Here is a 26,340-nt window from a genome sequence, read left to right as displayed (position 1 = left end):
CGGGAGAAAACCAACTATGTCACTCAAATTAGGTGTCATCGGTGCCGGCGCTATCGGTAAAGAACATATCCGTCGTTGCACTCAGGTACTGCAGGGAGCCACGGTAGTGGCGGTTTCGGATATCAACGAAGAGAACGCGCGCGCCGCGGTTGCGCTGCCGGGCGTGCATGCCGAAGTGTACGCCGACGGTCATGACGTGATTAAGGCCAGCGATGTGGACGCCATTCTGGTCACCTCATGGGACCCCACCCACGAAGAGTACACGCTGGCCGCCATCGCCGCCGGGAAGCCGGTGTTCTGCGAGAAGCCGCTGGCGATGAGCGCGGAAGGCTGCCGCCGCATCGTTGATGCGGAAATGAAAGCCGGTCGCCGCCTGGTGCAGGTCGGATTTATGCGTCCTTATGACGAAGGCTATCTGGCGCTGAAAAAAGTGATCGATGACGGCGATATCGGCGCGCCGCTGATGCTGCGCTGCGCGCACCGCAACCAGTCGGTAGGTGAGGATTACATCACCAACATGGCGATCACCAACACTCTGATTCACGAACTGGATGTACTGCGCTGGCTGCTGAATGACGACTATGTTTCCGTGCAGGTGCGCTTTCCTCGCTCCACTTCCCACACCCATGCGCGCCTGAAAGACCCGCAGATCGTGTCGTTTGAAACAAAAAAAGGCACGCTGATCGACGTGGAAGTCTTTGTGAACTGTCAGTACGGCTATGACATCCAGTGTGAAGTGGTGGGGGAAACCGGTATTGCCCGCCTGCCTGAGCCGTCGGCTGTGCAGATGCGCAAAGCCGCTAACCTGTCGACCGCTATCCTGACCGACTGGAAGGATCGCTTTATCAAAGCGTATGACGTTGAGCTGCAGGCCTTTATCAATGATGTTCAGGCCGGTCAGCTGCACGGCCCATCGGCATGGGATGGCTACGCGGCATCCGTTGCAGCCGACGCCTGTATCAAAGCCCAGGGCACCAGCGAGCCGGTTGAGGTGACGCTGCCTGAGTGCCCTGATTTCTACAAACGCTAATCCCGCTTTGCTGACGGAACTTCTTTGCACAGGTAACGACGATGAAAATTGCTTTTGACGTTGATGTCATTAAAGACCTCGGGGTAACCCGAATGGTCCATCAGGTGGCGGAGTGGGGCTACAAGTACATTGAGCAATCGCCGCACCCGCAGATCAACCCGTTCTACAAGCACCCGCGAGCCAGCCGGGAAATTATGGCTGAGTACAAGCAGGCGCTGCGCGATACCGGCTTAGAGCTCTCTTCGTTTATCTGCGTCTACCGCTGGTCCGGTCCGGATGAGCTGCGCCGTCAGGCAGCAGTAAAAAACTGGAAACGGCTGATCGAAATCGCGGTTGAAATGGGTGTACAGGTGATCAACACCGAGTTCTCCGGCGATCCTAACCAGCCGGAGATTTGCGATGAGATGTTCTATCGCTCCATGGAAGAGCTGCTGCCGATTTTTGAGCGCGAAGGCATCCGCGTTGAAATTCAGGCGCATCCGTGGGACTTCTGCGAAGAGAACAACGAAACCGTCGATATCGTGAAGTCGTTCCGCAGCGATAACGTTAAGTACGTTTACAGCGTCCCGCACACCTTCTTCTATGACAAAGGCGTGGGTGACGTTGAGAAGATGCTGCGCTACGCGGGAAGCGATCTCTCCCATGTACTGATCGCGGATACCCGCAACCATACAAAACACTGCCGCTATATCGTTAACCCACCGGGCGTAGATGCCGTCGTTCACCAGCACGTGGGCGTCGGGGAAGGGGATGTTGATTTCGACGCGCTGTTCCGCACCCTGCGCGATATGAAATTTGCCGAGCAGACCTTCAAGGTCGGCGGTGAGCCTATCGTGGCCACCTCGCTATTCGGCTACCCGGAAAAAATGAAATACCAGGCAGTGGAAACCCGTGAACTCATCGAACGTGAATTGCTGCGCCGGTAGGCGCAGCGGCAGGAGCCCCCTACTATGAACAAAGATAACGTAAAACTGGCTATCGCCCCGATTGGCTGGACTAACGACGATATGCCGGAGCTGGGCAGCGAGAATACTTTTCAGCAAATCGTCAGCGAAATGGCGCTGGCGGGTTTTACCGGCAGCGAAGTCGGCAGCAAATATCCACGCGATCCGGCGGTTCTCAAGCCGATGCTGGATATCCGCGGCATTCAGATTTGCAACGCCTGGTTCAGCACCTTTTTTGCTAACGGCCAGCGGGAAAAAACCATTGATGAATTCGTTAACCACATGAATTTCCTGCATGCTATGGGCGCGAAAGTGATCGGCTGCTCGGAGCAGAGCGGCAGTATTCAGGGGCTGGAAAAGCCTATCCTGGAGAATGAGAAACCGTGCTTTAGCGAAGAAGAGTGGCAGCGGGTGGCGGAAGGCTATAACACCCTCGGTCGCCTGGCGGCGGAAAAGGGCATGCAGGTCTGTCTGCACCACCATATGGGTACCGGTATTCAGACGACGGCAGAGATCGACAAGTTTATGTCGCTGGTGGATGACAAGGTCTTCCTGCTCTACGACACCGGACACGCCTGGTATTCCGAAGGCGGCGAAGAGCCGATGCTGGCGATTCTGAAAAAATATCTGCCGCGCATTAACCATGTTCACCTGAAAGACGTACGTCCGCCGGTGATCGAGCAGGTGCGCCGCGAAGGACTCTCCTTCCTGGACGGCGTGAAGAAGGGGACCTTCACCGTGCCGGGCGACGGCGTCATTGATTTCCGTCCAGTGTTTAAACTGCTGGACGAGCATGGCTATAAAGGCTGGATGGTGGTTGAGGCCGAGCAGGATCCGGCGCTGGCCAACCCATTCGAATACGCCGTAAAAGCGCGTAAATACATCCGCGAGACGGCAGGAATCTAATCGTTGTTTCATTTTCAGGCCATACGCTGTATGGCCTGCTTTTTTTGCCCCATCACTCAGCAGTAGCTCAAGACGTAGAACGAAAACAACACGTCGGTGAGGCCTCGGCCTCTGCATTCAGACTAGAGCAAATCTTCCCTCAAACAAGGCGGGTTACTGGAGTCTATTATGTCTAAGGAACAATATCTTACACTCAATAAAGCGTCGGGACCGAATAGCAATACCCCGACAACGCCCTTTGTAAAAGTTGTCGCCCTGATCGCGACGCTTGGCGGTTTACTTTTTGGCTATGATACCGGGGTGATTTCCGGTGCCTTACTCTTTATGGGCACCGAGCTTCATCTCACTCCCTTTACCACCGGTCTGGTCACCAGCTCGTTGCTGTTCGGCGCCGCCTTTGGCGCACTGCTATCTGGCAATCTGGCGAATGCGGCGGGCAGAAAGAAAATTATTCTGTGGCTGGCGGTGCTTTTTGCCATCGGCGCGATAGGTACCTCTATGGCGCCGGACGTTAACTGGATGATTTTCTTTCGTCTTATTCTCGGCGTCGCGGTCGGCGGGGCGGCGGCTACCGTTCCGGTCTATATTGCCGAGATAGCTCCCGCGAATAAGCGCGGACAGCTGGTTACTTTGCAGGAACTGATGATCGTATCCGGTCAACTGCTGGCCTATATTTCTAATGCCACGTTCCATGAAGTCTGGGGCGGGGAAAGCACCTGGCGCTGGATGCTGGCGGTGGCGACGCTACCCGCCGTGCTGCTCTGGTTTGGCATGATGTTTATGCCGGATTCACCGCGCTGGTACGCGATGAAAGGGCGCCTGGCGGAAGCTCGTCGCGTGCTTGAGCGCACCCGGCATAAAGATGATGTTGAGTGGGAGCTGCTGGAAATCACCGAAACGCTGGATGAGCAGCGCAATCTCGGTAAGCCCCGGTTCAGCGAGATTATGACCCCGTGGTTGTTCAAGCTGTTTATGATCGGTATTGGTATAGCGGTTATTCAGCAGCTTACCGGTGTAAATACCATTATGTACTATGCCCCCACGGTACTGACCTCGGTTGGTATGACTGATAATGCCGCGCTGTTTGCCACTATCGCCAACGGCGTAGTCTCAGTATTGATGACATTCGTTGGCATCTGGATGCTTGGCAAAATTGGCCGTCGCCCAATGACCATGATTGGTCAGTTCGGCTGCACCGCCTGCCTGGTCTTTATCGGTGCGGTCAGCTATCTGTTGCCGGAGACGGTTAACGGCCAGCCTGATGCGCTGCGTGCCTATATGGTTCTGGCAGGGATGTTACTGTTTCTGAGCTTTCAGCAAGGGGCGCTGTCACCGGTGACCTGGCTGCTTATGTCGGAAATTTTCCCAACCCGCCTGCGCGGTATTTTTATGGGAGGGGCGGTATTTTCAATGTGGATTGCCAACTTCCTGATCTCCCTGTTCTTCCCGATACTGCTGGCGTGGTTAGGGCTTTCAGGCACCTTTTTTATCTTCGCCGGTATTGGCGTATTTGGCGCGATATTCGTCATTAAATGCGTACCGGAAACCCGGCACCGTAGTCTTGAACAAATCGAGCACTATCTGCGGGATAAGCTGGACACCAGTGAAGAAGGGCAGGCCGCCAGGGCCCGGCGAATAGTGGCTGAATCGCAGGCGAATAAAGTGTAACGCTGAGCGGTATCTGCGATGCTGGAGCGGTACTCAGCGGTCTGTACGGACCGGGCTAATGAGCCGTATCGAACGATCCCCTCCCCCTTGAAACAGGGGGAGGGGGTACACTGCTTCCGTACGGTATGACAGAAGATACCTCAACTATCGACGGGGATAGCGAGGGAAAGGGCTACTTCACTTCCGCCAGCGCGGTCTTATCGACGTAGGGCTTCATCAACGCATCGGCTTCCTTCTGCGCCGCCTGCACCGCGGCTTCCGGGGTAACATTGGCATCATTGACCACCGCGGCCAGCTGGTTTTCCATCGCCTTACGCACGGCAACGGTCTCCCAGGTGGAGTACCATGGATGGGCATACTTCAGCTGTTCGAGGGCGATAGCCGCGCGCGGATCCTGCTGCAGATACGCCTTCATTTCCGGCGTATCGTAGGCGGCCTTACGCGGGGAGAAGTAGCCGGTAAAGCGACTCCAGGCGCCGTTGACCTGCGGGCTCACCAGATACGTCAGGAACTGATACGCCGCTTTTTTCTGCGCGTCGTTGATGCCCTTGAAGCTGACCAGGCTGGCGCCGCCGATCGGTACCGCCCGCTGCTCTTTAGCCGGCAGCATCGCCACGCCCAGCTCAAAATCTTTGCTGTTCTCGCGCATAAAGCCCAGCGCGCCGGTGCTCAGCATCGCCATTCCGACTTTGCCGGAGAAGAAGCTGGCGCCGATCTGTTTCGAATTCAACACCCCGGAAGGCATCACTTTGTCTTTATAGACCAGGTTCTGCCAGAAGCGCAGGGCGCCGATGGTGGTTGGCGTGTTGTAATAGACTTCGCCCGGATAGTCCTCGTTAAAGTATTTCCCGCCGTTGGCGCGCACCAGCGCCGAGAAGATCCAGCCGCCGTAATCATCGTTGGTCGACGGCAGCATGATCCCCCACTGGCCTTTGCTTTCGTCGGTCAGCTTTCTGGCGTCCGCCAGCAGCTCGGCCCAGGTTTGCGGCGGCTGTTTGATCCCGGCCCGATCGAACATCGTTTTGTTGTAGTAAAGGATCGGCGTCGAGTTATGGAACGGGATCGCATAGGTGGTGCCCATCACCTGGGCGTTTTTATGCATGGCGGGCCAGAACGCCTTCACCAGAAAATCCCCCGCTTTTTGATCGCCATACTGGAACAGTTCGTCCATCGGCAGGATCTCATCTTTCAGCGCCAGATCGGTGGTGAAGTTGGCGGACATAATCACCAGCGCGGGCGGCTGCCCGGCTTTCTGCGCTGATTCGGCTTTGATCTTGGTGGTGTCGTAGTTGCCGGTAAAGATCCCGCGCACTTCGACATCCTGCTGCGACTCGTTGAATTGCTTAATGACGCGGGTCATCTCCATGGTCAGCTTGCCGTCCACCGGCGCCGGAAACATGAAGTCGATCTTCTCTTTCGCCAGCGCCGCGCCGCTCAGGGCAAGGCTGAGCCCAACCGCGAGAGCGGTGAGAGGTTTAAACATTGTTTGTCTCCATCAGTAAGCACCTGTCCACAGGCTATTTTATTTGCCAGTTTGGCCCTGGGCAGTGCTCAGACAAAACTCGTAGAGTTTTGAACACCCTTCAGGGTGGCCCGAAGGGGGAGCGTAGCGAATCATCCTCACGTACTACACGTACGCTCCGGTTCTTCCGCGCTGTCCGTGTCCAAACTGACTGCAACAATTACGCCTGATGTACCGGCGCTAAATTATGCTGGGTCTCAGCATGAAAAAGATGCACATCGGCAGGTGAAAAGCCGAGGATCAGCGAATCGCCTTTCTCCGGTACCGCGCCGCGATGGCGACGGCTAAAGCGTAAGGTGCCGATGGGGGTGCTGACGTGGAGCAAATAATCGGCTCCCATCAGTTCTCGTTGCAGCACGGTGGCGGGGAGGCGCAGATGGCTCTCCTCCACGCGGTCGCTGATATGTTCCGGGCGAATGCCTAACCACACTCGGGATTCTTCACGGTAGCGCGGCGGCAGCGGATAGCGCAGCTCACCCAGTAATACCTCACCATCAGCGCAGGGCAGTGAGAGCAGATTCATCGCCGGAGATCCGATAAACCCGGCGACAAACAGGTTGGCCGGGTTGGCGTACAGATACTCCGGTCGCCCGACCTGCTGTACGTGGCCGCCGTTCATCACCACGATGCGGTCGGCCATCGACATCGCTTCCGTCTGGTCATGGGTGACGTAGACGGTGCTGGTTCTGAGTTGCTGGTGGAGGTCCATAATGCTGTCGCGCACTTCGCTACGCAGGCGGGCGTCGAGGTTGGAGAGCGGCTCATCCATCAGGAACAGGCGCGGATTGCGCACAATCGCCCGCGCCATCGCCACCCGCTGCCGCTGGCCGCCGGAGAGCTTCGCCGGTTTGCGATCGAGCAGGGTATCCAGCTGCAGCATCTGCGCGACTTTATCCACCCGGGGCTGCCAGCTGGCCTTCTCCTCTTTGCGCACCTTCATGCCGAAGGTGATATTGTCGCGCACCGACAGGTGCGGAAACAGCGCATAGTTCTGGAAGATCATCGCGAAATTACGCTCTCTGGGCGACATGTCGGTGATGTTCTCATCGTGCAGCCAGATCTCCCCCTCGCTGACCGGCTCCAGCCCGGCGAGCAGGCGCAGCAGGGTGCTTTTACCGCAGCCGGACGGGCCCACCAGCACCACGAATTCCCCTTCGCGAATATCCAGCGACAGGGCGCTGAGGGCCGATTTACCGTCAAACTGTTTACTGATGTTTTGCAGACTAAGCATGGCGTTTAGCAATCTTCCGTTGGGCAGCTGATATTTTCGTCGTACATCCAGGGGCCGGCGTAGTGGGTCAGAGGATGCTGATAGCTCACCCACTGCTCGTCGACCTGGCGATGCATCAGGCACGACGCCGGAGAGAGGTCGTAGTACGGTCGGGTATCTTCATAAAAGTAGGGTACCTGGTGGACGGTTCCCGGGATGGTGGAGATGATGGCCTGGCGATACTGGGTCATGGTCAGGCTGTGGTTATGGCCGCAGAAAATGCGCGTCAGCGACGGGAAACGCTCAACCAGCGCCAGCAGACGATGGCCGTTTTCGCAGGCGATAGGATCCATCTGCGCATTGCCCAGCGGCAGCGGCGGATGATGCATAAACACCGTCGCCGGTTTATCGCCGCCATCAAACAGCTGGGCTTCCAGCCATTTGATGGTTTCCTCGGTCAGCCAGCCTTTCGACGTACCCGCCCGGCTGGAGTCGATAAACAGCAGACGAGTGGCAAAATCGTCTACCGCGTAGTGCATGTTTTGCGCGTCGTGGCCGAGCTGTGGGCACAGCGGATGCAGGTATTCCAGAAACAGCGCTTTATCGTCGTGGTTGCCGGGAATGAGATATAGCGGATAGTTCAGGCTGCCGAGGATCTGACGGGCGACCTCATACTCTTCCGGGCGGCCGCAGTTGACGATATCGCCGCTCACCACCACCGCGTCCGGACGCTCCTGCAGGGCGTTCAACTGGGAGACGACGTCGGCATTGGCGGCGTTGACGTCAATAAAGCCGTACAGCTTCTGGCCGCGGCTGCGGAAATGGGTATCGGAAATTTGCGCTAACAGCATGAAGAGCTCCTTATTTGATCCCGGAGAAGCCGAAGCTTCGCAGGAACTGTTTCTGGAAGAGGATAAACGCCAGCATCAGCGGCAGGCAGACCATCAGCGTGCCGGCGCCGATGATGCCCCACTGACCGCCGGATTCGGCGCCCATGGCGAACGAGACCAGCCCCACGGTCAGCACCTGTTTGTCCGGGTCGTTCAGCATCATCAGCGGCCACAGATACTCGTTCCAGTGGTAGGTAATGCTGACGGTGGCGAAGGCCAGCACCGACGGCCAGGACATCGGCAGCAGCACGCGGAACAGCACCTGCCACCAGCGACAGCCCTCCATCAGCGCCGCCTCTTCCAGCTCTTTGGGTATGGCCAGAAACGCCTGACGCATCAGGAACACGCCGAACGCCGAGGTGAAGTAGGGCATCATCACCCCGGTGAGGGTGTTGAGCAGGCCGAAGGTTTTCAGGGTCAGCATGTTCGGCACCATCATCACCACCGGCATGATCATCAGCTGGACGAGGAACATCAGGAACAGCGTCTTCTTGCCGCGAAACTCGTGGCAGGCGAAGACGTAGCCGGCGGTGGTGATGGTCAACAGCTGCACGAAGAAGGTGCCGAAGGTGAAGATAAGGGTGTTGGCGTAGAGGCTCAGCCAGTCGGCGCTGGCCCAGGCATCGCGGAAGTTATCCAGCGTCAGCGGCATACGGGGCAGCAGCGAGGCCATATCCTCGCCGAAGGTCGTGGCGCTGAACGAGGTCGCCAGCATCCATAAAAACGGGCTCATCCACAGCAGCGCCAGGCAGCACATTAATACCGTGAGCGTAAAGGGCTGCGAGCGGCGCAGGCGCAGCCAGAGCGGGCGCGATGCGCTGTGCGATCGCAGCGCCAGCGGCGAGATTTCAGCGCTCATAGTGCGCTCCTTTCTCCAGCAGTTTGAGGTTAATCAGCGAGAAGGCAAACAGCCCGGCCAGCGTCAGGAAGGTGGCGGCGGAAGCTTTACCTAAATCATGGGTGTCCCAGGCGAGGTTCTGGATGTAGTAGAGCAGCACTGTCGTGGCGTTATCCGGCCCGCCGCGGGTCATCACTGCCACGTGGTCGATCTGGGTGATGGAGTAGATCAGCGCCGTGGTTATCACGAAGCTCAGGGTCGGGCGCAGCAGCGGCAGCGTGACCTTAAAGAACACCTGCGTGCGGGTGGCGCCTTCCACGATCGCCGCTTCGCGCGTGGAGGCCGGAATGCTTTGCAGCCCGGCGAGGAAAAACAGCATGTAATAACCGGCGAACTTCCACACGCCAATCAGCGCCAGCGCCAGCAGCGCGCTATTGCTGCGCCCCAGCCAGTTGTTGTTCATCGGGCCAAACAGCTTCGCCAGATAGTGGTCGAGCAGGCCAAGGCCGGGCATAAAGATAAACAGCCACAGCGCGGCGGCGCTGACCATCGGGATAATCATCGGGAAGAAGAAGGCGGTGCGCAGCCAGCGGTTGACGCGGTGATTCTCGGTCAGGGCGACCGCCAGCAGTAGGGCGAGGGTCACGCCCGGTACCACCGTCAGCAGGATATAAAGCAGGTTATTCACCAGCGACTGCCAGAAGACGTTGTCGGCGAACAGACGACTAAAGTTCTCCAGCCCGACATACTGGCCGCCGTCGCTGACCATGCGGGTATCGAACAGGCTGTCATAAATCGATCGCCCGAGGGGAAACCAGGTAAACAGCAATAAAAACAGCAGGGAAGGCGACAGTATCAGCCAGGGAAGCCAGGTTTTTCTCATGGTGGCGGACGTCTCATTCAGGCGTTTGTAGAAGCCCGGATTGTGAGAAGGATTGACTGCAAACGTATGGCGGGGAGATGACGGTTTAATGACCAGGAAAACAAGCGCCGGGCAGACGGGCCGCCCGGCATCACCCCGGTCAGTGGCGTTCAGGCCGCGCGGCTGCGGCCTGAAGCATGACGAGGAACGATCAGAAGTCGGCTTTCAGCACCACGCGGTAGCGGGCCTTGCCCTCGCGAACGTGCTTCAGCGCCTCGTTGATCTGCGACATCGGGAACAGCTCGGTGGTTGGCGCGACTTTGCTGCGTCCGGCAAATTTCATCAGCTTGCGCAGCTCGGACGGGTTGCCGGTGGCCGAGCCGGAGATGCTGCGGTCGCCGCCAATCAGGGTAAAAGCGGGGACCGGGAACGGCTTCATTACCGCGCCGACGGTGTGGAAGTTGCCGCCGTACGCCAGCGCTTCAAAGTACGGCTGCCAGTCGAGGTCGACGGCGACGGTGTTGATAATCAGGTCGAACTGGCCGGCCAGCGCCTTTAAGGCTTCGGGATCGCGGCTGTTCACTACGCGATCGGCGCCCATTGCCAGCACTTCCTGCTCTTTCGCCGGATTGGAGCTAAAGGCGGTGACTTCCGCGCCCATCGCGTGCAGCAGCTTGATGGCGATATGGCCGAGGCCGCCAATGCCGATGACGCCGACGCGGCTGTTCGCCGTGACGTGATGCATCAGCAGCGGTTTGAAGACGGTAATGCCGCCGCAGAGCATCGGCCCGGCGGATTCAAGATCGACGTTTTCCGGCAGCGGGATCACCCATTGCCAGTCGGCGCGCAGCTTATCGGCGAAGCCGCCGCGGTTGATGATGGTGGGCACCGAGCCTTCCAGGCAGTTCACGTGGTTACCGCTGATACAGGCGTCGCAGTGGCCGCAGCTGCGCGCCGTCCAGCCAATGCCGACCTTCTGACCAACCTTCAGCCCTTTATCCTGCGCCGCGCTGCCCAGCGCCGCCACCCGGCCAATCACCTCGTGACCGGCCACCAGCGGATAGCTCGACATGCCCCATTCGTTGTCGATCATCGACAGGTCGGAGTGGCAGATCCCGCAGTACTCCACCTGTACTTCGACATCTTCCGGCTTAAGGTCGCCGGCATCGTACTCCCACAGCGACAGATCGGCGCCCGCTTCTTTGGCGGCGTAACTTTTAATAGTGCTCATGACAGTTTCCTTGGGTTTGGCGTAGTTAAGAAGGAAGTGTAGAGCATGGGGCGAGGGGACGCTTGGCAGAAGGAGGGGGGAAGGGGGGTATAGAGGAGGGAAAAATGTGCCCTGAAGAGGCTAACACACTGAGCCGATGAAAAATTCATCACTTGGTGGCAGGTGAATGCAACGTTGCTTGCATGGCAGCGTATGACAGGTATAATCCAGAACGTTTTCCGTATCCTTTCCGTGCCGGAGTGGCGAAATCGGTAGACGCAGTTGATTCAAAATCAACCGTAGAAATACGTGCCGGTTCGAGTCCGGCCTTCGGCACCAAAAGCATGTAAATGGACCTCAACTGAGGTCTTTTTTTATGCCTGAAACCCGCGCTACGCAAGCCTTTCCACGATTTTCACCTCAACTGAAGTCAACCTAATTCAACCCACATCAACAAGCCTGTGAGTATACTAATGAGTATATTTGCCGATTCGATATTGCTTGTATACTCACGAGATACCAATGGAAGGAGGACCATTATGGCCCTAACGGATACTAAAGTTCGTTCTGCGAAACCTGAGGAGAAAGAGTATTCACTTGTTGACGGCGACGGCATGTCCTTACTTGTAAAACCTAACGGTTCAAAGTATTGGCGATTTCGTTTCCGTTTTGGCCGTAAACAACATTTGATGGCGTTCGGTGTTTATCCCGAAGTTTCACTGGCGGATGCCCGGAAGAAAAGGGAAGAGGCCAGAAAGCTGGTAGCTGCTGGTATCGATCCTCGTGAGCATAAACGTGCTGTGAAAGAAGAGCAGGCGAAAGAGATTATTACTTTCGAGAAGGTTGCCAGAGAGTGGCTCGCGACCAACCAAAAATGGTCGGAAGATCATGCCGATCGCGTAAAAAAGAGCCTCGAAGATAATATCTTCCCGGCAATTGGTGCTCGCAACATTGCTGAACTGGGTACCCGCGATTTGTTAATTCCTATTAAAGCCGTGGAGACATCTGGACGTCTTGAAGTGGCTTCCCGTCTTCAACAGCGCACCACGGCCATCATGCGTTATGCAGTGCAAAGCGGGTTAATTGATTACAACCCGGCGCAGGAGATGGCTGGAGCCGTCGCATCTGGCAATCGACAACATCGCCCGGCGCTGGAATTAAAGCGCATCCCTGAGTTACTCGAGAAAATAGACGGCTATACCGGCAGGCCGCTAACCCGTTGGGCAACGGAACTCACTTTGCTTATCTTTATTCGATCCAGTGAGCTGCGTTTTGCTCGCTGGTCAGAGATCGATTTTGAAACGTCAATGTGGACCATCCCGCCTGAGCGAGAGCCTATTCCCGGCGTGAAACATTCTCAGCGAGGATCAAAGATGCGTACACCTCATCTGGTGCCGCTTTCAAAGCAGGCTCTGGCAATCCTGAAGCAGATAAAACAGTTTTGCGGGGAACACGAGTTGATTTTCATTGGCGATCACGATCCGCGCAAGCCCATGAGTGAGAACACGGTCAACAGTGCTCTGCGGGTTATGGGTTATGACACTAAAGTTGAAATTTGCGGCCACGGCTTCCGTACAATGGCTTGTAGTTCGTTGATTGAGTCAGGGCTATGGTCGAAGGATGCGGTGGAGCGCCAGATGAGCCATATGGAACGTAACTCGGTACGCGCAGCATATATCCATAAAGCGGAACATCTGGATGAACGCAAACTGATGTTGCAGTGGTGGGCCGATTTTCTAGATGCAAATCGGGAAAGAGCGGTTACGCCGTTTGATTATGCGAAGGTAAATCGGGGTTAAGCGTAAACTTAGCAGTTGTAATTTAGCAGTCCAATGGCCTTTTATAAATAAAAGGCCATTCCGATTACTGATTGCTAATAAGTTACTGATAATAATCAGCAAAACTGCTGCTGAATAATGATTCTGCATTTTCAGCTACAGCTATAGCAGTTCGTACATCCTGCCGTTTCAAATCTAACACTCGTAATTTACCCTTTACTTCGGCGACGGATTCGATTCGCCTATAAGCATCAGGATGGTGTTCGGCATATAGCGCCAGTCCTTTCAGTTTAGGCAAGGCATCAGCCAGATGCAGGCCATGTGGATCTACCAGGTCCACAATCATTTCGCCATCCTGTTCGGCAAAGAATAGGAAATCGGGACGAACAATTTTGTACTGTTCGGCTTCAACATAAGCGATTCCTAGTGACGACTGCCCTGTGTATTGTGGATTTCGATACCAGAATGCAAATCCTTCACGTGTGGTTTCGATCTCAAAAACCGTGGTTTCCCAATGGTTTAACTGCGTCGGATAGTTCCCGTTTTCGTCACACAACAAATGGTGTTTCCAGACAGGAAGGTCAGTTTCCTTCTCGCCTTCACGCGCCCTGGTCATTTCAAACTTGTTCTCTGGCCTGACCAGATCCACATCCTGCGGTTTGCTACTCATTTCGACGATTTGACGATAAGCCTCTTTACGCTCATCTTTCAAGGACTTGATCTGCTGCGTGTACTCAGCCAGCCACGCCTTCGCCAGTTTATCAGCCTCGGCATCGAAGTAATCCTGCACCTCCATCACTAGCCCCAAACCAGCAACGGTCACACGAGCTTCCATGATTGCTTCCAAATACTCCTCAGCATCCTCTTCTCGATCCGCGACCTTATCGGCCAGATATTCGACATAGGTACGTGAAACATCCGGGCTGAAGATTCGGGCTGCACGCCGGTAGGCGTCATCAATCACCGCTACGTCCGCCTCCTCCCAGAATTCGTTGAAGGTCATTGCTTTGTTCTTCAGGCTGGCCACCACCGCTTTACCATCCACTACGAGCACTGCATTGCGCTTGTTTTTGATTTTTTCAGCATTTTCTGTCTGGAATTTGTCCAGGACAGCGTGCAAAGCAGCATGGGCTTTCCTGACTGCCCCATCAAGAATGCCGTCATCAACCAGTTCCTGTGCCAGCGCGGTCAGACGTCTGGCTGGTCTGGCTCCTTTCTGTGGCCGGGTTTGTGAAGGTAGCGCTTCAAATACTTCCCATACTGCAGCTGAAGCCGCCGGGTTGGGTTTCATCTCCACAGGGTTAACTAGGATACGTCCGCTCGGAGGAGATGTATCATCGCCCTTAAACAAGGTATTGACGACATCTCTCACTGTATTGGTATTAAACTTGGGCAACAGGCATTCGACAGAGTTTAAGCGCTCATTACCCGGAATGCGTCTAGCCAGTGGAGTTCGTACCATACGCCCCAGTAATTGCGTAATATGTGTTTTGTCGCTGGCAGCGCGGAAGGAAACCATTACTTCGGCACGCGGGCAATCCCAGCCAGTGCTGATGGCATCTTTAGCAATCAGTACGCGCACCCAGGTTGATTCCTGCACCCGCTGCGGTTCAATATAAGGTACCTGGTGTTGGCCGAAACGCTGTGTGGTATGTTCACCGAATACATGAGCAACACTGTCAACGGGCAATTCGGGGTAACGAGAGAATAGCGTATCCAGCCAACGCCCTACTTCGTTCGGGTCAGGCGTATTGGGTACTTGGAATACCATCAGCGGCACTACTTCGCGCACAGTTTCCTGCTGTTTTGCATACTCTGCCCAGGCATCGGTCACTTCCCTGAGTCTGTCGGCAGCACGGCGGACCCACACGGTATCAAAGTCACCGGCTTCATCTGGCACACCAAGAATGATATCGTCCTTGATAAGTCCAGATTCCTGCACTTTAGCCGAGTCAACCATCACATTCTGCAGTTTGACATGATGGCCAGCATTCGCAATGGCTTTGTCGAACCGTTCAACAGTGGCGGAAATACCCCACACTACTGGAATACCCTTCACTCCAGCCGAACCATTGATGAGCCGTTGTACAATGGTACTTTTAGCTGCTTCGCTGGAAGTCGTTGACGAACCCATACCCCTGTGCGCTTCGTCCAGTACCAGATAGAGGGTCAGATCCGGGTCTTCGATGGTGTTCTGGATGGTATCCCACAGCGTATAAGCCTGTGCATCAGGGGCTGCTTCGAAAAGCCCGCCTGTATCATCGAACCCGCGCACCAGCAGACTTTTTTTGCCAAATTTCTGCGTGTTAAGGAAATAGATTTTCCCAGCCTGAAACTTGCGCCGACTGAAAGGATGTTCCACTACCACCATATCGTTGTAGTTGATACGGTCACTAGCTTCCATCAGGCGAAAACGGGTTTGCTCATTCAGTGCTGGGTCGTCACTGAACCAGATCACTACTGCGCCGGGATCGGCATCGAAATTAAACTCGTCGTCGCCATGAAACAATGCTTCAAACGCAGCGGCAGCCATGACGGTCTTACCTGCACCGGTCACAGCCGTTAAAGAGAAGGCGCTCTTGTCATTTTCGTTATGCCAGTAACGGCGAGCTTTTCTGAGATTCACCAGCGAATCACGTACAGCATCACGCTGGTAGTCTTTGAGAGTGAACTTCATTCTGTTAATTCCCCACTGGTGAAGCTGAAATTGGTCAGGTACGATTCGTACAAACGTACCGGCTCAACACCTTTTGGCAGACGTCTGGTGACAGCCTGGAAGTGGCGATCATCGTCAGTAACGATAAAGGCCACTCGCACGTCACTGGCGTGGCTAATGGCTTCAATGAAAGGTGTGGCCTGATCCACAGCCGATAGAAGGCCATAAGTATCAGTTACTGCCCATCCTTCAGCAGGCAGTGTGTCAATGCGCTTGCCTTGTGCTCCTGCGCGTAACCACAACAATGGCGCAATGCGAGCATAAGCCAAGTTGTAACTAACTGACTTCTCAGCTTCGTAGGTCAGGGTGAAGAACTCGGCGTTTTCCTCAAAGCCTTCAGACATTGGGAACTCATCGGTAAACTTATAATCACCTTTAATCGGTTCACCCTCAGGGGTCTTGCCTGTAATAGCAGCCTGTACGCGTGGCTTAGTGATGTAGTCACAAATACCCCATTTCTCCCAATTAGAGTCACCGGGGCGAGAACCCTGTTCGCGTAGTTTTTTCTGTTCGTCAGCGGCGACCTCATTATTGGTAACCGAGATACACTGACGGCGACCACCGTCTTGGCGGTTTAGGCGCATTACAGCATGGGCAGTCGTACCGGAGCCACTGAAGAAGTCTAGAATGATAGCTTTAGGTTTGTTCGTAACAAAGAGCCTCAGTACGTCCTCAACTGCATAGAGAGATTTCGGGAAAGGGAATTTCCGGCCAGGAAGTAAAGCTCGCAGCAACATAGAACCATGTTCACTTGCGCTATGGCTAACTTTATCCCAAATGGTTCTAGGTGCTGAAACTCTTCCACCGTCCTCCTTGAAATACACGCGCAGAACGCCATCAGGTGTCTTACCCTTGACTTCCAACTCACCCGAATCAATTGCCGCTAGCTGCTCTGAAGTCAGGTAAAATATTGGGAATCTGCCTTTCTCAATATCAACTTTCCCTGTTCTCACAGCACCAATTCGCATAAGGTCTCGTAGTGTTTCAGGCACAACAGACCAGCGACCATCTTCACCATCCGGGCGAGGAGTCGGCCAAACAGCTACCAATCCTTCCGGTACATGCACAGAACGAATTGATTGATCAATCGGGAGTGAATCTCCGATCTTTTCAATTTGCCCATCTTTATTAAAAAAGATCGGATAAAAAGCACCAGGAGATTTACTGCGGATTCCATTTGCACCAGTCCTAGTAAGTCCTCGCCAGCGAACTTCTTTTCCTGCACTACCTTCTTTCACATCTCCGAAAACAGTGCATGTTCCAAATTGAGCAACGAAAATGTATTCGTCTACACGGGCGAATCCATCGCGGGGAACCCCCTTTGGGTTGATGACACTGCTGAGCATTTGAATACGCGCTTCAGGGAAAGTCTGTTCCAATAACAAACCGAAACGCAGATATTCCTTTTCATCGATAGTGGCTATAAGTACTGAATTAGCAGGATTGAGCAATTCTTTTGCAATTAGAAGGCGTCGCTCCATAAAAGCCAGCCACTTGCTATGTCGATATAAGTCGTCCTTCTCAACATAATCGTTATTGTATTTCCAGTCCTTAGCCCCTGTGTTATAGGGTGGGTCGATATAAATAGCGTCCACTTTGCCCCTATGCGTATAAGTCAACGCTTTCAACACATGATAGTTCTCGCCATTGATGACTGAATGGAAAGGCTTGTCTCCACCGCGTTGCACTTTTCCCGTACTAACCAGACCCGGCCAGATCGTGTCACGAAATTCAGCTATAACAACAAGATTGCTCAGCGCTACAGTCTGAGTCTCGACATCAGCCGCGCCCAGCAACTCGAGATCAGCGACCTTCTTCGCCTTGTGGATGGCTTTAACCTGCCACAACCGTTGATCATCTTTCTTAATGGGCCCACGCTCTGGCAGAACGCGAACCTTGTCTCCCTTGCGAATAGGCCGCAATGGCAACTCAACAACTTCAGGGCTATGTCGTTCGAAATTAAGACCAAAGGGAAGTCGTGATGACAGGATCTTGATTTCCCGATCCAGGTCAGCACCCAATTGCGGGTCTTTGGCCTTCGCTTTGGCAATTAAATCAGTCAGCCTAGACATATCTTCCTTTCTTCTTATCAATTCTGAGCATTGTAGGTTCTGAACGTTCGGCTCTCAGGAAAGCCCAATATGTTGATTCACACAAGGAATCAGAACGCTAAAAAATTGGCGGTAATATTAACACTATGCAATGGGTTCGGCGATCCTAAAACCGAGAGTTTCGGGGGGCTTCGGCTCTGGATACACATATGGGTAATGTTGGTGTTCGACCTCCGCCAGGTTCTCCCTTGCATGTTTAAACCTTGTGGGCAACAGGTGCTCCCTGTGATTCGATGACACAACTGGCTGGTTTCGGCATCAGTTAACCAGCGCATCAAGGTCAGGCCGAAGTACCATTCTGAATACCAGCAATCGTGGATGCGTTTTCGATGCCTGTCTTCTGCTGGGCAGAATGAGCGCTAAAGGTAACTGCTACGATATCGTACCTATGTCAGATCAGGTATCCGGCGACGATAAGAACTGACCAGGGGCCGGAGTTTACCTGCCGCGCACTGGATCAATGGGCTTTTGAGCATGGTGTTGAGTTGCGCTTAATCCAGCCGGGCAAACCAACACAGAACGGATTTATTGAGAGTTTTAACGGACGATTTCGCGATGAATGTCTGAATGAGCACTGGTTCAGTGATATCGTTCATGCCAAGAAAGTCATTAATGACTGGCGGCAGGATTATAACGAGTGTCGTCCACATTCAGCACTGAATTATCAGACGCCATCAGAGTTTGCAGCACGGTGGCGAAATGAAAAATGTGAAGGTAAACAAACCGACATTGCTAACTGATGGTTGTATCTAATACTGGGGGCAGGTCAGTCACACAATGAGTACCATTCTTCACGAAGAAGGTTTTGACTCTGCGTGGATTGAAACTCAACATTGCTAATGTGGACAAGAATGCGATTCGTGGGGCTTACAACCATGCGCAATATCTGGATGGAAGAAAAGAGATGATGCAGTGGTATGCAGACTATATTACCCACTTGCTAAGATCATCACTTTCACCAATGAAAACATAGCATTAAGTAAAATGGCTAAACTGTTAATGTTCAGCCATTACCTTTTTAATTCACTAAACGTAAATGCTGATTTTGTATACTCAGTGAGTACAACTGGTTAACTTCGGGTAAAAAAAGGTTGAATATAGATGCAAGTTCATTCTGATCATAACCCAGCTCTTCTTTCGCATGATCAATAATTGCATTCAGTAAAGTGGGTTTTTCCCCATTTACATCGAGTTTTACAGGCTCATCAACCTTGTAACGTTTGATGGACATCTGCCTCCAGATCCAATCACTTTGGCCTGCCGTAATAGCTTTTAATGTTTTAGCTCTGTAGAACAACGCAGCCATTGAGGTTCGCCAGAATGGTTTAAGTGCGGCAGCCTTTTCAATGCTTACATTTCTTAAATCATTATAAATATCTGAAGCGGGCATTAGTAATTCTGCAGCAAAAGTATTTGCCTCCTCTTCCATTTCAGGAGTGGGAGCACGATGCATGACTAAATGTCCCAGCTCATGAGCTAAGGTAAATCGGTAGCGGTCCATTGGCTGATTTTTGTTTATAAAGATCAGTGGTGGCAGTCCAGCAAGGTTATAACTAAGGCCGGAAAGACTCGTATCGTCCATATCACAGTCGATGATAATGACTCCAGCCCTTTCTAACACTTCGACTAGATTTTTTATTGGTCCGCGTGGGATGTGCCATGCTGTACGAACGTTACGCGCAATTTGCTCAACATTGTCTTCATAATCGTCAGGATCATAGTACGGAAGTTCATATTCAGGTTCAAAATCAACGAACTGCAAAAGCTTTCTGAGATGGGTTATGCGTACATTTACTTCCGCAACAAGCTTGTCCAGTACTTTCATACCGACTGACGCTTTTTTACGATACATGGGATTTGCACTTATAGGTCCACCATAAAGCCTTTCAGACATCATGAAAAACTCAACGGGGCAGTTGAGCGCTTTTGCGATGCTATCGATTTGCTCATCAGTGGCCGGCTTAAGGCCTTGCTCAATCTTAGACAAGGTTCCTTGAGAAATGGCGATAATCTGAGCCAAATCCTTCTGGCTCATACCCAACATTTTCCGACGCAACTCAATCATCTCTGGGCGTATTGTGGCTGCTGACTTAATCTCCACGACCATTTTCTACCTTCGGTTCTGCCTTTCTAGCCCGTTTTGGTTTCACAACACTTTTTGCTGGGGAAACCGTCTTAACAGGCTGTGGTTGGGGTATGTTCAATTCAAGCTTAGATACAGGCATTTCGTACAGATTTTCATCTGTTAAATCAATTGCCCACGCAACAAACTTACCATTGCGCTGCGTGAGAACAATTTTATCAATTCCTACACCATCGTCACTAAGTATGTAGAGTAGCTCTAAACGAACTAATCCTCCAAACATGTCCATTTCAGGATTATGAAAATCCAAGGCTCTTTGAGTAGGGTAATTGGAAGAACGAAGGCTCTTATCACCTTTCTTAATCCTTACAAAATATCGATCCTGAATCAGAAAGCCTACCTGATATGGCATTTTTACATATTTGATCCCTTTAAGATTAGAAGTTTCAATACTGTCTTTAAGGAAAAACAATGCGTCATTGCGGAGAACAGCTGAACGAACACGCTTATCAATCAACCGTCGTGCGACATCGTTTTGAAGCCAATTTTTCCAAACATTGTCGAAAACTGAAGTTAGGGTGTTGTAGTAGGGTTGACAGACTGAATGTGCTTCTTCTTTGTTGATTAAAGACATATAGAATCTCTGGAATTTTTGCTGTGAAATGTCATGGATAAGCATAAAACTCAGCCACATTTTTTACAACGAATTATTCCAAAAAATATTCCAAAACAAAGTAAATGTATGTTTTTTTTAACATTTATTATTTTTGCACTATACTCTCCTGTTAAGCTCGCAGTGCATTCTTGTTCGAGCCCCATCAATAGCAGCTGCTGAAATCGCTGCTGTGTTGCTGGACAGTTAGCTTGTCTGATATGCTTTGATTGCTCTTTAGCTTGTGGCTCAGTATTAAAGCCTTGTCGGGCGCTTCGCCAGACACCAACTTATTGAACGACATTGTGGTTGCGAAAGTCTCGCGACCCAAGTTCGTTAACTCACTTAGGTCGCGAGACTTTCGCTTCCTCTAGTAAAGAGCGCAACACAGCCCTTCATCTGAAGGGCTCTAACTCTAGAGTCGATAAAATGACAACTCTAAAACATCATTTACTCACCAGCCCCTTAGTTGCGGAACAGGCGTTCAGTTTGCTCTCTACCTCCTCGTCTAAAAAAGTGACGAAATTGGATGTGGAAAAATGGCTCACTGTCTCACTTGCAAAGGTGATAGTAAGTGGCCCCAAGATGTACAGAGTTTATACAATCCCCAAAAAAAATGGGGGCAAACGTACAATTGCTCATCCGTCAAGAGCTCTCAAGGTGATCCAAAGAGGATTAGTTGAATTCTTAAACGATAAATTACCTGTACATGATGCTGCGTATGCATATAGAAAAAATATAAGTATTAAAGAGAATGCGCTTCAACATGTGACAAATCCATATTTTTTAAGAATGGATCTCGCTGACTTCTTTAATAGTATTGATGTTAATCTATTTGAGGAGCGGATTGAGAAACATAAAATCCAACTAAGCGCAGCAGACAAAGCATTAATCCGTCGTTCTGTGTTTTGGAGTCCCAAGAAGACAAATACAGGAACCCTTATTCTCAGCATAGGTGCGCCTTCATCGCCATTAATATCAAATTTCATTATGTTTTCATTCGATGAAACGATTAGTTCAATCTGTGCGCCTCTGAAGATCACATATACGAGATATGCCGATGATTTATTTTTTTCTACTAAGAATAAAAATATACTTTTTAAAATCCCAAGCCTAATCCAATATGTTTTAAGTACTGAGTTTGGTAAAAAATTAACGATTAATGAAGTTAAAACTAGTTTTTCATCTAAAGCACATAACAGGCATATTGCAGGAGTTACCATTACTAATAATGACACTCTATCTTTAGGTCGAGAGAAAAAAAGGATAATATCGTCAATGATCCATAAATACTCCCTAGGTAAATCTGACGATATTGAACTGGCTAAACTACAGGGGCTTTTATCCTTTTCGAAACATATAGAGCCTTTATTTATCGAAAGAATGATGAAAAAATACTCAGTTAATTTGGTAGATAAAATAATCTCTGGTCAATGGAGGAAATAATGGAAGATAAAAATAAAAAGGCAACCAGAACTGTAACTGAAAAAATTGAAGGTGCAGAAAAAGGACATCTGGGGGATATGTTTGAAGTTGCAGGATGGATGGAGTCAGGGCGTTATTCTCTAAATACAGATAAAGCTAAAGCCCAAGAATATTACGATCATATAAATGAAAACCTTCAAACAAAACGACCTTTTTTTTCTAGCTTAGAGTTAGTAAATTATAAAGGTATTAGAAAAACGGTAAAAAAAATCAGCCTTGACCCATATTTGAATATTTTTGTAGGCGTGAATGGCAGCGGGAAAACGACAATAATTGAATCTATAGTAAAAGCATCTACTTGGCTGGTTAATGGTATTAAAAATAGAGCAAATGGTAAAGGAATCCATCCCGCTGAAATAAATAATTCTCAAGATGCAAAAGATTGTGCAATTACAGCAACATTAACTCTTGATGAGAAATCAACATTCACACTCATCTTGTATAAAAATAAAAACAGTACAAATAAGAACAGAAGCTCATTGAGTGAGTTTAAAAACTTAGCCGAAATGTATTATTCACTCAACAGTAAATATAAAGGTGAATCCTGTCTCCCTCTCTTTTGCCACTATTCAGTTAGTAGAGCTTTAGAAATAAAAACAGATGATGAACAAAATAATGGTGAAATTACTGCATTTAATAACTTAGATGGGTACAACTTTTCATTTGAAGAATCTAGGAATTTCAAGAATTTAATTAAGTGGATGTTATTTTGTGGCTCTCAAAACAATGATGAAGTTGATGATATCAAAAACAAACTATCTTCCCTTGAGGTTAAATATAATACAACATATGAAATCTATAACTTTTTAGCAGATGAAACTAAAGAAGAATCCGCTATTGGAATAAAACTTAAAAATGAATTAGATGAACTTCGCATTAAAATTGCAGAATTCCAGTTAAATCTAAATAATGTCGATGGCAATATCGTTACTATTGTTAAAAAAGCAATATATAAATTTATGAGCATCGACAATATAAGAATGAAAGTTGATAAAGATAACGTATCAATCTTACTTGACAAAAAAGGTATAACTATTTCTGCCACTGACCTTTCTCAGGGTGAAAAAGCTTTATTTTCCTTAGTCAGTGATATTAGCCGTAGGCTTATTCTTCTAAATCCAGGAAAAGGGATTGAGGCTTTAAAAGGTCATGGTGTTGTAATTATCGATGAAATTGATTTACACTTACACCCGAAATGGCAACAGGAAATCATTGGACAACTACAGGATACTTTTCCTAATATTCAATTTATTATAACAACTCATAGTCCTCAGGTATTATCAACCGCACCGAGCCATTGCATTAAAGTTATTCGTAATGATGAAAATGGAATGCTAAATATTGTCGAACCTGAATTCTCTCTCGGTTCCGAGTCCGATATGATTCTTGAGGATATATTTCTTGTAAACTCTCGCCCGGAAAATATTGAGCAAGTAAAAATGCTTAACCGGTACAAAGATTTAATAGAACTCGATAAGTGGGATACGGATGAGGCTGAAGATTTAAAGAAGGAGCTCGATAAATGGGCGGGTAAACACGATCCTGTAATGAAAAAACTGCAAATGGATATTAGGCTTCGTGAGTTTAGAAGAGGGAAAAAATAATGAAAAAAATAAAAAAAGGGGATGAGCCGAATTTATTATCTATATATAAAAGGGAAAATCCTAACAGTGATTGGAAGAATGGCTTCAGACAAAATGCTGGAGCAGAGGCAAATCAGTCAGTTCGAGATGCTCTCAAAAATGAACAATTTGGTTTATGCGTTTATTGTGAAATAGATCTTAAGGATTCTGGAGGAATTGGATTTGATGATTTCAGAGTAGAACATTTCTTTCCGGAAAATCCAAAGGCAGGCGAATCAAGAGGTGATGGTATAAATTATGCTTTGCACTGGCCAAACTTATTTGGATGTTGTACTGGAGGGAACGTACCACATGTAGTAGAGAGCGAGGAAAGGTATAGCAACCCACATACTCATTGTGATGTTCCCAAAATGAATAATGATTGGACAGCAATTATCCTCGACCCCACTGTAGATATACCAGCATTTCCATCGCTTTTTGAGTTTAATGAGGAGGGAACTATTTCTGTATCTGATAGTTGCCCACAAGAAATTAAGGAAAAAGCAAATAAAAGTATTGAATACTTAAAGCTTAACACAAAGAAAATTGAAAGATTTAGAAGCGCCACAATCCAAAAAATAAGAGATGAATTACTTTCATTTCCAGAAGAAAATCTTCCTGCAGTTTTGAATGAGTTATCTGAAGCTTACCTTTGCCCGGATAATAACGGTAAGCTATCTCCTTTTTTTTCTACAATCAGATGGTATCTTGGTCCAGCTGCAGAGGATGTTTTACGAGAATCAGAATATAATGGTTAAAATTAAAATATAACTTATAAAGTTGATGATATTTAATCATCAGGATGATTGTTTTTTCCATTATGTTAGCCGGTATATTACATTCATATCGATAATACTTTAAATTGCATGCTACCCGTGTCGTGGCATGCCCATAAGACTTGGGCTGCATTGTTGCTTAAGCATGCAACTTCAAGTTTATTGGGTATAACAGCATTACTTATGCTAGCTCTTAAAAAATCAACGTTTTCCTCGCATGTATCCTGAGTAATTTAAATATTACACTGCAACATAAACATATAAATTAGCATCATTTCATTTTTTATATATCCAACAGAACAGCATCATTATAATATAAATCCTCATAATCCCAAGATAAATAATAATTTAACTTTGCACACTGTTCACAGTAAAACCTCACCTTTAAGTACTCATTTTTCAAAATTTTTCTATATCGAAGATACAACGTTCTTTCTGACAGAGTAATATCAAATTCCTCTAATTCACGACACGCCTTTTCACTTACACTTCCTTTATTATCACTTTCACAATAAATAGGTTGGTTAGCATTTTCTTTTTTTATTAGACTCATAAGAAAAACTCCCAAAGTTCCTGGCCACTTGGCAAACGTTCCCTTAAATAATCTTTTATGCCTAAAAAGGCGGTTAACGTTTATTAATAGATAGTTTGCTGACTTTCGGTGGTCCATATGTAATGCTTGGAACAAAAATAAATCAGTAGTATTAGAGAATAGTACATCGATAAGATATTTATAATTATCAGCCATGTCACGACATACAATCGATGAGGTTCCTTTAGGTGGAACCTTTATTATTAACTCATCAGAATCCCCAGGTCCAGCAATATATTTCGCATTAGATCTCAAAATCTCAAACTCCATCAGAAGTCCAACTCTTATAAAAGCACATTTACTTTCTTCTCGAGAAGTTTTGGCGTTGTATTTTGCAGCGTAAAGAATACCCAAATCATTTAAATAGTTAAAAAATAAAATTGAATCTAGCGGATGAATAATACTGACCGTTTTAGATGCAAGTCTAAATCTTATCGCTGATGAAGTATTTGCTATCTCCTCTTTAGCTAGTAGATATTCTAAAGAACTAAGGAAAACCGCTTTATTAACTCCATTTTTCTCAGCTAAATTAGAGAGAGTAGAAATGGATATTTCAGTTCTTTTATTTATTAACTTCTCCAGTTCTTCATAAGACATAATATCGACATTGCCAAAAATCTTAAACGTATCAATTTCATCATTACTTAAGGCAACCTCGATACCACATAGAAGATAGTGATTTAAAATATCACGCTCGATAAGTGATGAACAGATCCTATTTGTGACTTCTTCCACTAACGAAAAAATAACTAAACAAGCTTTAGTTTGTTCATTGCTTAAAAATAGTGAAGTATAGACATTCTTGAAATGTATAAAATCCATTATATCTATTACAGCATTTTGAACTGGTGTCACCTTTGGCATTAATAAACTCCAGTGTCTAAAAAAGTATTTCTAATTTACCAATTTTACACACTAAAAGAACCAATTACTATCCTCTTCGTAGCAACAAATCTGCACATCCAAACACTTACTTTACGAAGGGGTCAATAATGACAAGTACAGATGCAATTAAGAATAAATTACAGAAACGTAAAGCAGCTATTAGCATCAAGGGCCACCTGTCTTCTCCTATCGGAGACTCCCCAAGCCCTAAGCATGTATGGGGTACATCTGTAGTGCCAGCCAAGTTAGTAACAAGCTTAATCTCTGTTGATACCGTTCAGCCAAGTTACAACCAAGATGACAGTTTAGTCGATATGAAGTACATCGTGAGCACTTCAGGTCTGACAAATAAATTCTTCTACGCTCTTATCAAGCGTGGGGCGTTCCCCCGCCCAATAAAACTAGGGAGAGCTTCGCGGTGGAAGATGAGTGAGTTTAAACAGTGGATCGAAGAACGTGCTGCTGCAAGGTAATACGCAGGAGATAGTAACAAGTGCATTATGCGTTGAAAAATGCAGGTAATGTATTTTCGTAATATGCAAAAGAAGCAGAATCAAGTT

The 26,340-nt window shown here is 49.1% G+C and carries 20 protein-coding genes, 1 tRNA gene and 2 pseudogenes; 12 read left to right on the top strand and 11 right to left on the bottom strand.

Going from position 1 to position 26,340, the window contains the following annotated elements; translation table 11 throughout:
- The first annotated feature begins 16 nt into the window (after positions 1-16).
- The 4 genes from ABLV11_RS23645 (at position 17) to ABLV11_RS23630 (ending at position 4,548) form a co-directional block, all read left to right on the top strand.
- Positions 17-1,030: a Gfo/Idh/MocA family oxidoreductase gene (locus ABLV11_RS23645; protein WP_004108840.1), complete on the top strand. Its 1,014-nt coding sequence runs from the start codon at positions 17-19 to the stop codon at positions 1,028-1,030.
- A gap of 41 nt (positions 1,031-1,071) precedes the next feature.
- On the top strand, positions 1,072-1,956 hold the full coding sequence (locus ABLV11_RS23640) for a sugar phosphate isomerase/epimerase (protein ID WP_004108839.1): 885 nt from the start codon (positions 1,072-1,074) through the stop codon (positions 1,954-1,956).
- Between the two features lie 24 nt (positions 1,957-1,980).
- Entirely contained in the window at positions 1,981-2,880 is a 900-nt protein-coding gene (gene iolE / locus ABLV11_RS23635; protein WP_004108838.1) for a myo-inosose-2 dehydratase, read from the top strand.
- 168 nt (positions 2,881-3,048) lie between these two features.
- Entirely contained in the window at positions 3,049-4,548 is a 1,500-nt protein-coding gene (locus ABLV11_RS23630) for a sugar porter family MFS transporter (protein WP_004108837.1), read from the top strand.
- A 172-nt stretch (positions 4,549-4,720) separates the two neighbouring features.
- Here the strand turns inward: ABLV11_RS23630 and ABLV11_RS23625 are convergent, their stop codons facing one another.
- From ABLV11_RS23625 to ABLV11_RS23600, 6 genes are all read right to left on the bottom strand, one after another.
- Positions 4,721-6,031: an ABC transporter substrate-binding protein gene (locus ABLV11_RS23625; protein ID WP_004108836.1), complete on the bottom strand. Its 1,311-nt coding sequence runs from the start codon at positions 6,029-6,031 to the stop codon at positions 4,721-4,723.
- A 199-nt stretch (positions 6,032-6,230) separates the two neighbouring features.
- The gene (locus ABLV11_RS23620; protein WP_126488273.1) at positions 6,231-7,301 is read right to left on the bottom strand and encodes an ABC transporter ATP-binding protein; all 1,071 of its coding nucleotides are present in this window, start codon (positions 7,299-7,301) and stop codon (positions 6,231-6,233) included.
- 5 nt (positions 7,302-7,306) lie between these two features.
- Positions 7,307-8,131 carry a phosphodiesterase gene (locus ABLV11_RS23615; RefSeq protein WP_126488275.1) on the bottom strand — a complete coding sequence of 275 codons (825 nt, stop codon included), beginning with the start codon at positions 8,129-8,131 and terminating at the stop codon, positions 7,307-7,309.
- Positions 8,132-8,141: 10 nt separating this feature from the next.
- On the bottom strand, positions 8,142-9,029 hold the full coding sequence (locus ABLV11_RS23610; RefSeq protein ID WP_004108826.1) for a carbohydrate ABC transporter permease: 888 nt from the start codon (positions 9,027-9,029) through the stop codon (positions 8,142-8,144).
- Entirely contained in the window at positions 9,019-9,891 is an 873-nt protein-coding gene (locus tag ABLV11_RS23605; RefSeq protein WP_023320237.1) for a sugar ABC transporter permease, read from the bottom strand. Before ABLV11_RS23605 ends, ABLV11_RS23610 begins: the two co-directional genes overlap by 11 nt.
- A 190-nt stretch (positions 9,892-10,081) precedes the next feature.
- Positions 10,082-11,101, bottom strand: a complete 1,020-nt coding sequence (locus tag ABLV11_RS23600; RefSeq protein WP_004108819.1) for an NAD(P)-dependent alcohol dehydrogenase — start codon at positions 11,099-11,101, stop codon at positions 10,082-10,084.
- 233 nt (positions 11,102-11,334) lie between these two features.
- Between ABLV11_RS23600 and ABLV11_RS23595 the strand changes: the two genes are divergently transcribed.
- Positions 11,335-11,419, top strand: a tRNA-Leu gene (locus tag ABLV11_RS23595).
- Positions 11,420-11,619: 200 nt separating this feature from the next.
- Positions 11,620-12,879, top strand: coding sequence for an integrase arm-type DNA-binding domain-containing protein (locus ABLV11_RS23590; protein WP_348855882.1), 1,260 nt, complete (start codon positions 11,620-11,622; stop codon positions 12,877-12,879).
- 82 nt (positions 12,880-12,961) lie between these two features.
- Here the strand turns inward: ABLV11_RS23590 and ABLV11_RS23585 are convergent, their stop codons facing one another.
- Positions 12,962-15,535: a DEAD/DEAH box helicase family protein gene (locus tag ABLV11_RS23585; protein WP_348855881.1), complete on the bottom strand. Its 2,574-nt coding sequence runs from the start codon at positions 15,533-15,535 to the stop codon at positions 12,962-12,964.
- Positions 15,532-17,646, bottom strand: a complete 2,115-nt coding sequence (locus ABLV11_RS23580) for a DNA methyltransferase (protein WP_348855880.1) — start codon at positions 17,644-17,646, stop codon at positions 15,532-15,534. Before ABLV11_RS23580 ends, ABLV11_RS23585 begins: the two co-directional genes overlap by 4 nt.
- A gap of 440 nt (positions 17,647-18,086) precedes the next feature.
- Here ABLV11_RS23580 and ABLV11_RS23575 point away from each other — a divergent pair.
- Together ABLV11_RS23575 and ABLV11_RS23570 are read left to right on the top strand one after the other, a co-directional pair.
- Positions 18,087-18,425, top strand: a pseudogene (locus tag ABLV11_RS23575) (integrase core domain-containing protein); the annotation flags it as partial.
- Between the two features lie 31 nt (positions 18,426-18,456).
- A pseudogene (locus ABLV11_RS23570) lies at positions 18,457-18,658 on the top strand (integrase); the annotation flags it as partial.
- A 45-nt stretch (positions 18,659-18,703) separates the two neighbouring features.
- Here ABLV11_RS23570 and ABLV11_RS23565 read toward each other — a convergent pair.
- Together ABLV11_RS23565 and ABLV11_RS23560 are read right to left on the bottom strand one after the other, a co-directional pair.
- Positions 18,704-19,792 (bottom strand): XRE family transcriptional regulator, encoded by a 1,089-nt coding sequence (locus ABLV11_RS23565; protein WP_348855878.1) that lies wholly within the window; start codon positions 19,790-19,792, stop codon positions 18,704-18,706.
- The gene (locus ABLV11_RS23560) at positions 19,776-20,402 is read right to left on the bottom strand and encodes a hypothetical protein (RefSeq protein ID WP_224233248.1); all 627 of its coding nucleotides are present in this window, start codon (positions 20,400-20,402) and stop codon (positions 19,776-19,778) included. The genes ABLV11_RS23565 and ABLV11_RS23560 overlap by 17 nt, the downstream gene beginning before the upstream one ends.
- Positions 20,403-20,849: 447 nt before the next feature.
- Here ABLV11_RS23560 and ABLV11_RS23555 point away from each other — a divergent pair, with 447 nt between their 5' ends.
- From ABLV11_RS23555 to ptuB, 3 genes are read left to right on the top strand one after another with little or no spacing between them, the layout of a single operon-like run.
- A complete protein-coding gene (locus ABLV11_RS23555; protein WP_348855877.1) occupies positions 20,850-21,866 on the top strand; it encodes a retron St85 family RNA-directed DNA polymerase in 1,017 nt (338 codons plus the stop codon).
- Positions 21,866-23,509 (top strand): retron Ec78 anti-phage system effector ATPase PtuA, encoded by a 1,644-nt coding sequence (gene ptuA / locus ABLV11_RS23550; protein ID WP_348855876.1) that lies wholly within the window; start codon positions 21,866-21,868, stop codon positions 23,507-23,509. Before ABLV11_RS23555 ends, ptuA begins: the two co-directional genes overlap by 1 nt.
- Positions 23,509-24,285, top strand: coding sequence for a retron Ec78 anti-phage system effector HNH endonuclease PtuB (ptuB, locus tag ABLV11_RS23545; RefSeq protein WP_348855874.1), 777 nt, complete (start codon positions 23,509-23,511; stop codon positions 24,283-24,285). The genes ptuA and ptuB overlap by 1 nt, the downstream gene beginning before the upstream one ends.
- Before the next feature lie 301 nt (positions 24,286-24,586).
- Here ptuB and ABLV11_RS23540 read toward each other — a convergent pair whose 3' ends face one another.
- Complete coding sequence (locus ABLV11_RS23540; RefSeq protein WP_348855872.1) at positions 24,587-25,759, bottom strand: hypothetical protein; 1,173 nt, start codon at positions 25,757-25,759, stop codon at positions 24,587-24,589.
- Positions 25,760-25,887: 128 nt separating this feature from the next.
- Between ABLV11_RS23540 and ABLV11_RS23535 the strand changes: the two genes are divergently transcribed.
- A complete protein-coding gene (locus ABLV11_RS23535; RefSeq protein WP_348855871.1) occupies positions 25,888-26,253 on the top strand; it encodes an AlpA family phage regulatory protein in 366 nt (121 codons plus the stop codon).
- The last annotated feature ends 87 nt before the right edge of the window (positions 26,254-26,340 follow it).

Source organism: Klebsiella sp. GW_Kp181, from assembly GCF_040062315.1.
Taxonomy (GTDB): Bacteria; Pseudomonadota; Gammaproteobacteria; order Enterobacterales; family Enterobacteriaceae; genus Klebsiella; species Klebsiella oxytoca.
The sequence above is the reverse complement of the archived record's forward strand: the minus strand, read 5'-3'. Positions and strand labels throughout refer to the sequence as shown.

Bases quoted from the DNA above. Each gene is read 5' to 3' on its own strand.
- ABLV11_RS23600 (WP_004108819.1), bottom strand. From the start codon at position 11,101: ATGAGCACTATTAAAAGTTACGCCGCCAAAGAAGCGGGCGCCGATCTG.
- ABLV11_RS23640 (WP_004108839.1), top strand. From the start codon at position 1,072: ATGAAAATTGCTTTTGACGTTGATGTCATTAAAGACCTCGGGGTAACC.
- ABLV11_RS23645 (WP_004108840.1), top strand. From the start codon at position 17: ATGTCACTCAAATTAGGTGTCATCGGTGCCGGCGCTATCGGTAAAGAA.
- ABLV11_RS23555 (WP_348855877.1), top strand. From the start codon at position 20,850: ATGACAACTCTAAAACATCATTTACTCACCAGCCCCTTAGTTGCGGAA.
- ABLV11_RS23615 (WP_126488275.1), bottom strand. From the start codon at position 8,131: ATGCTGTTAGCGCAAATTTCCGATACCCATTTCCGCAGCCGCGGCCAG.
- ptuB (WP_348855874.1), top strand. From the start codon at position 23,509: ATGAAAAAAATAAAAAAAGGGGATGAGCCGAATTTATTATCTATATAT.
- ptuA (WP_348855876.1), top strand. From the start codon at position 21,866: ATGGAAGATAAAAATAAAAAGGCAACCAGAACTGTAACTGAAAAAATT.
- ABLV11_RS23610 (WP_004108826.1), bottom strand. From the start codon at position 9,029: ATGAGCGCTGAAATCTCGCCGCTGGCGCTGCGATCGCACAGCGCATCG.
- ABLV11_RS23535 (WP_348855871.1), top strand. From the start codon at position 25,888: ATGACAAGTACAGATGCAATTAAGAATAAATTACAGAAACGTAAAGCA.
- ABLV11_RS23560 (WP_224233248.1), bottom strand. From the start codon at position 20,402: ATGTCTTTAATCAACAAAGAAGAAGCACATTCAGTCTGTCAACCCTAC.
- ABLV11_RS23540 (WP_348855872.1), bottom strand. From the start codon at position 25,759: ATGCCAAAGGTGACACCAGTTCAAAATGCTGTAATAGATATAATGGAT.
- ABLV11_RS23580 (WP_348855880.1), bottom strand. From the start codon at position 17,646: ATGTCTAGGCTGACTGATTTAATTGCCAAAGCGAAGGCCAAAGACCCG.
- ABLV11_RS23605 (WP_023320237.1), bottom strand. From the start codon at position 9,891: ATGAGAAAAACCTGGCTTCCCTGGCTGATACTGTCGCCTTCCCTGCTG.
- iolE (WP_004108838.1), top strand. From the start codon at position 1,981: ATGAACAAAGATAACGTAAAACTGGCTATCGCCCCGATTGGCTGGACT.
- ABLV11_RS23590 (WP_348855882.1), top strand. From the start codon at position 11,620: ATGGCCCTAACGGATACTAAAGTTCGTTCTGCGAAACCTGAGGAGAAA.
- ABLV11_RS23585 (WP_348855881.1), bottom strand. From the start codon at position 15,535: ATGAAGTTCACTCTCAAAGACTACCAGCGTGATGCTGTACGTGATTCG.
- ABLV11_RS23625 (WP_004108836.1), bottom strand. From the start codon at position 6,031: ATGTTTAAACCTCTCACCGCTCTCGCGGTTGGGCTCAGCCTTGCCCTG.
- ABLV11_RS23630 (WP_004108837.1), top strand. From the start codon at position 3,049: ATGTCTAAGGAACAATATCTTACACTCAATAAAGCGTCGGGACCGAAT.
- ABLV11_RS23565 (WP_348855878.1), bottom strand. From the start codon at position 19,792: ATGGTCGTGGAGATTAAGTCAGCAGCCACAATACGCCCAGAGATGATT.
- ABLV11_RS23620 (WP_126488273.1), bottom strand. From the start codon at position 7,301: ATGCTTAGTCTGCAAAACATCAGTAAACAGTTTGACGGTAAATCGGCC.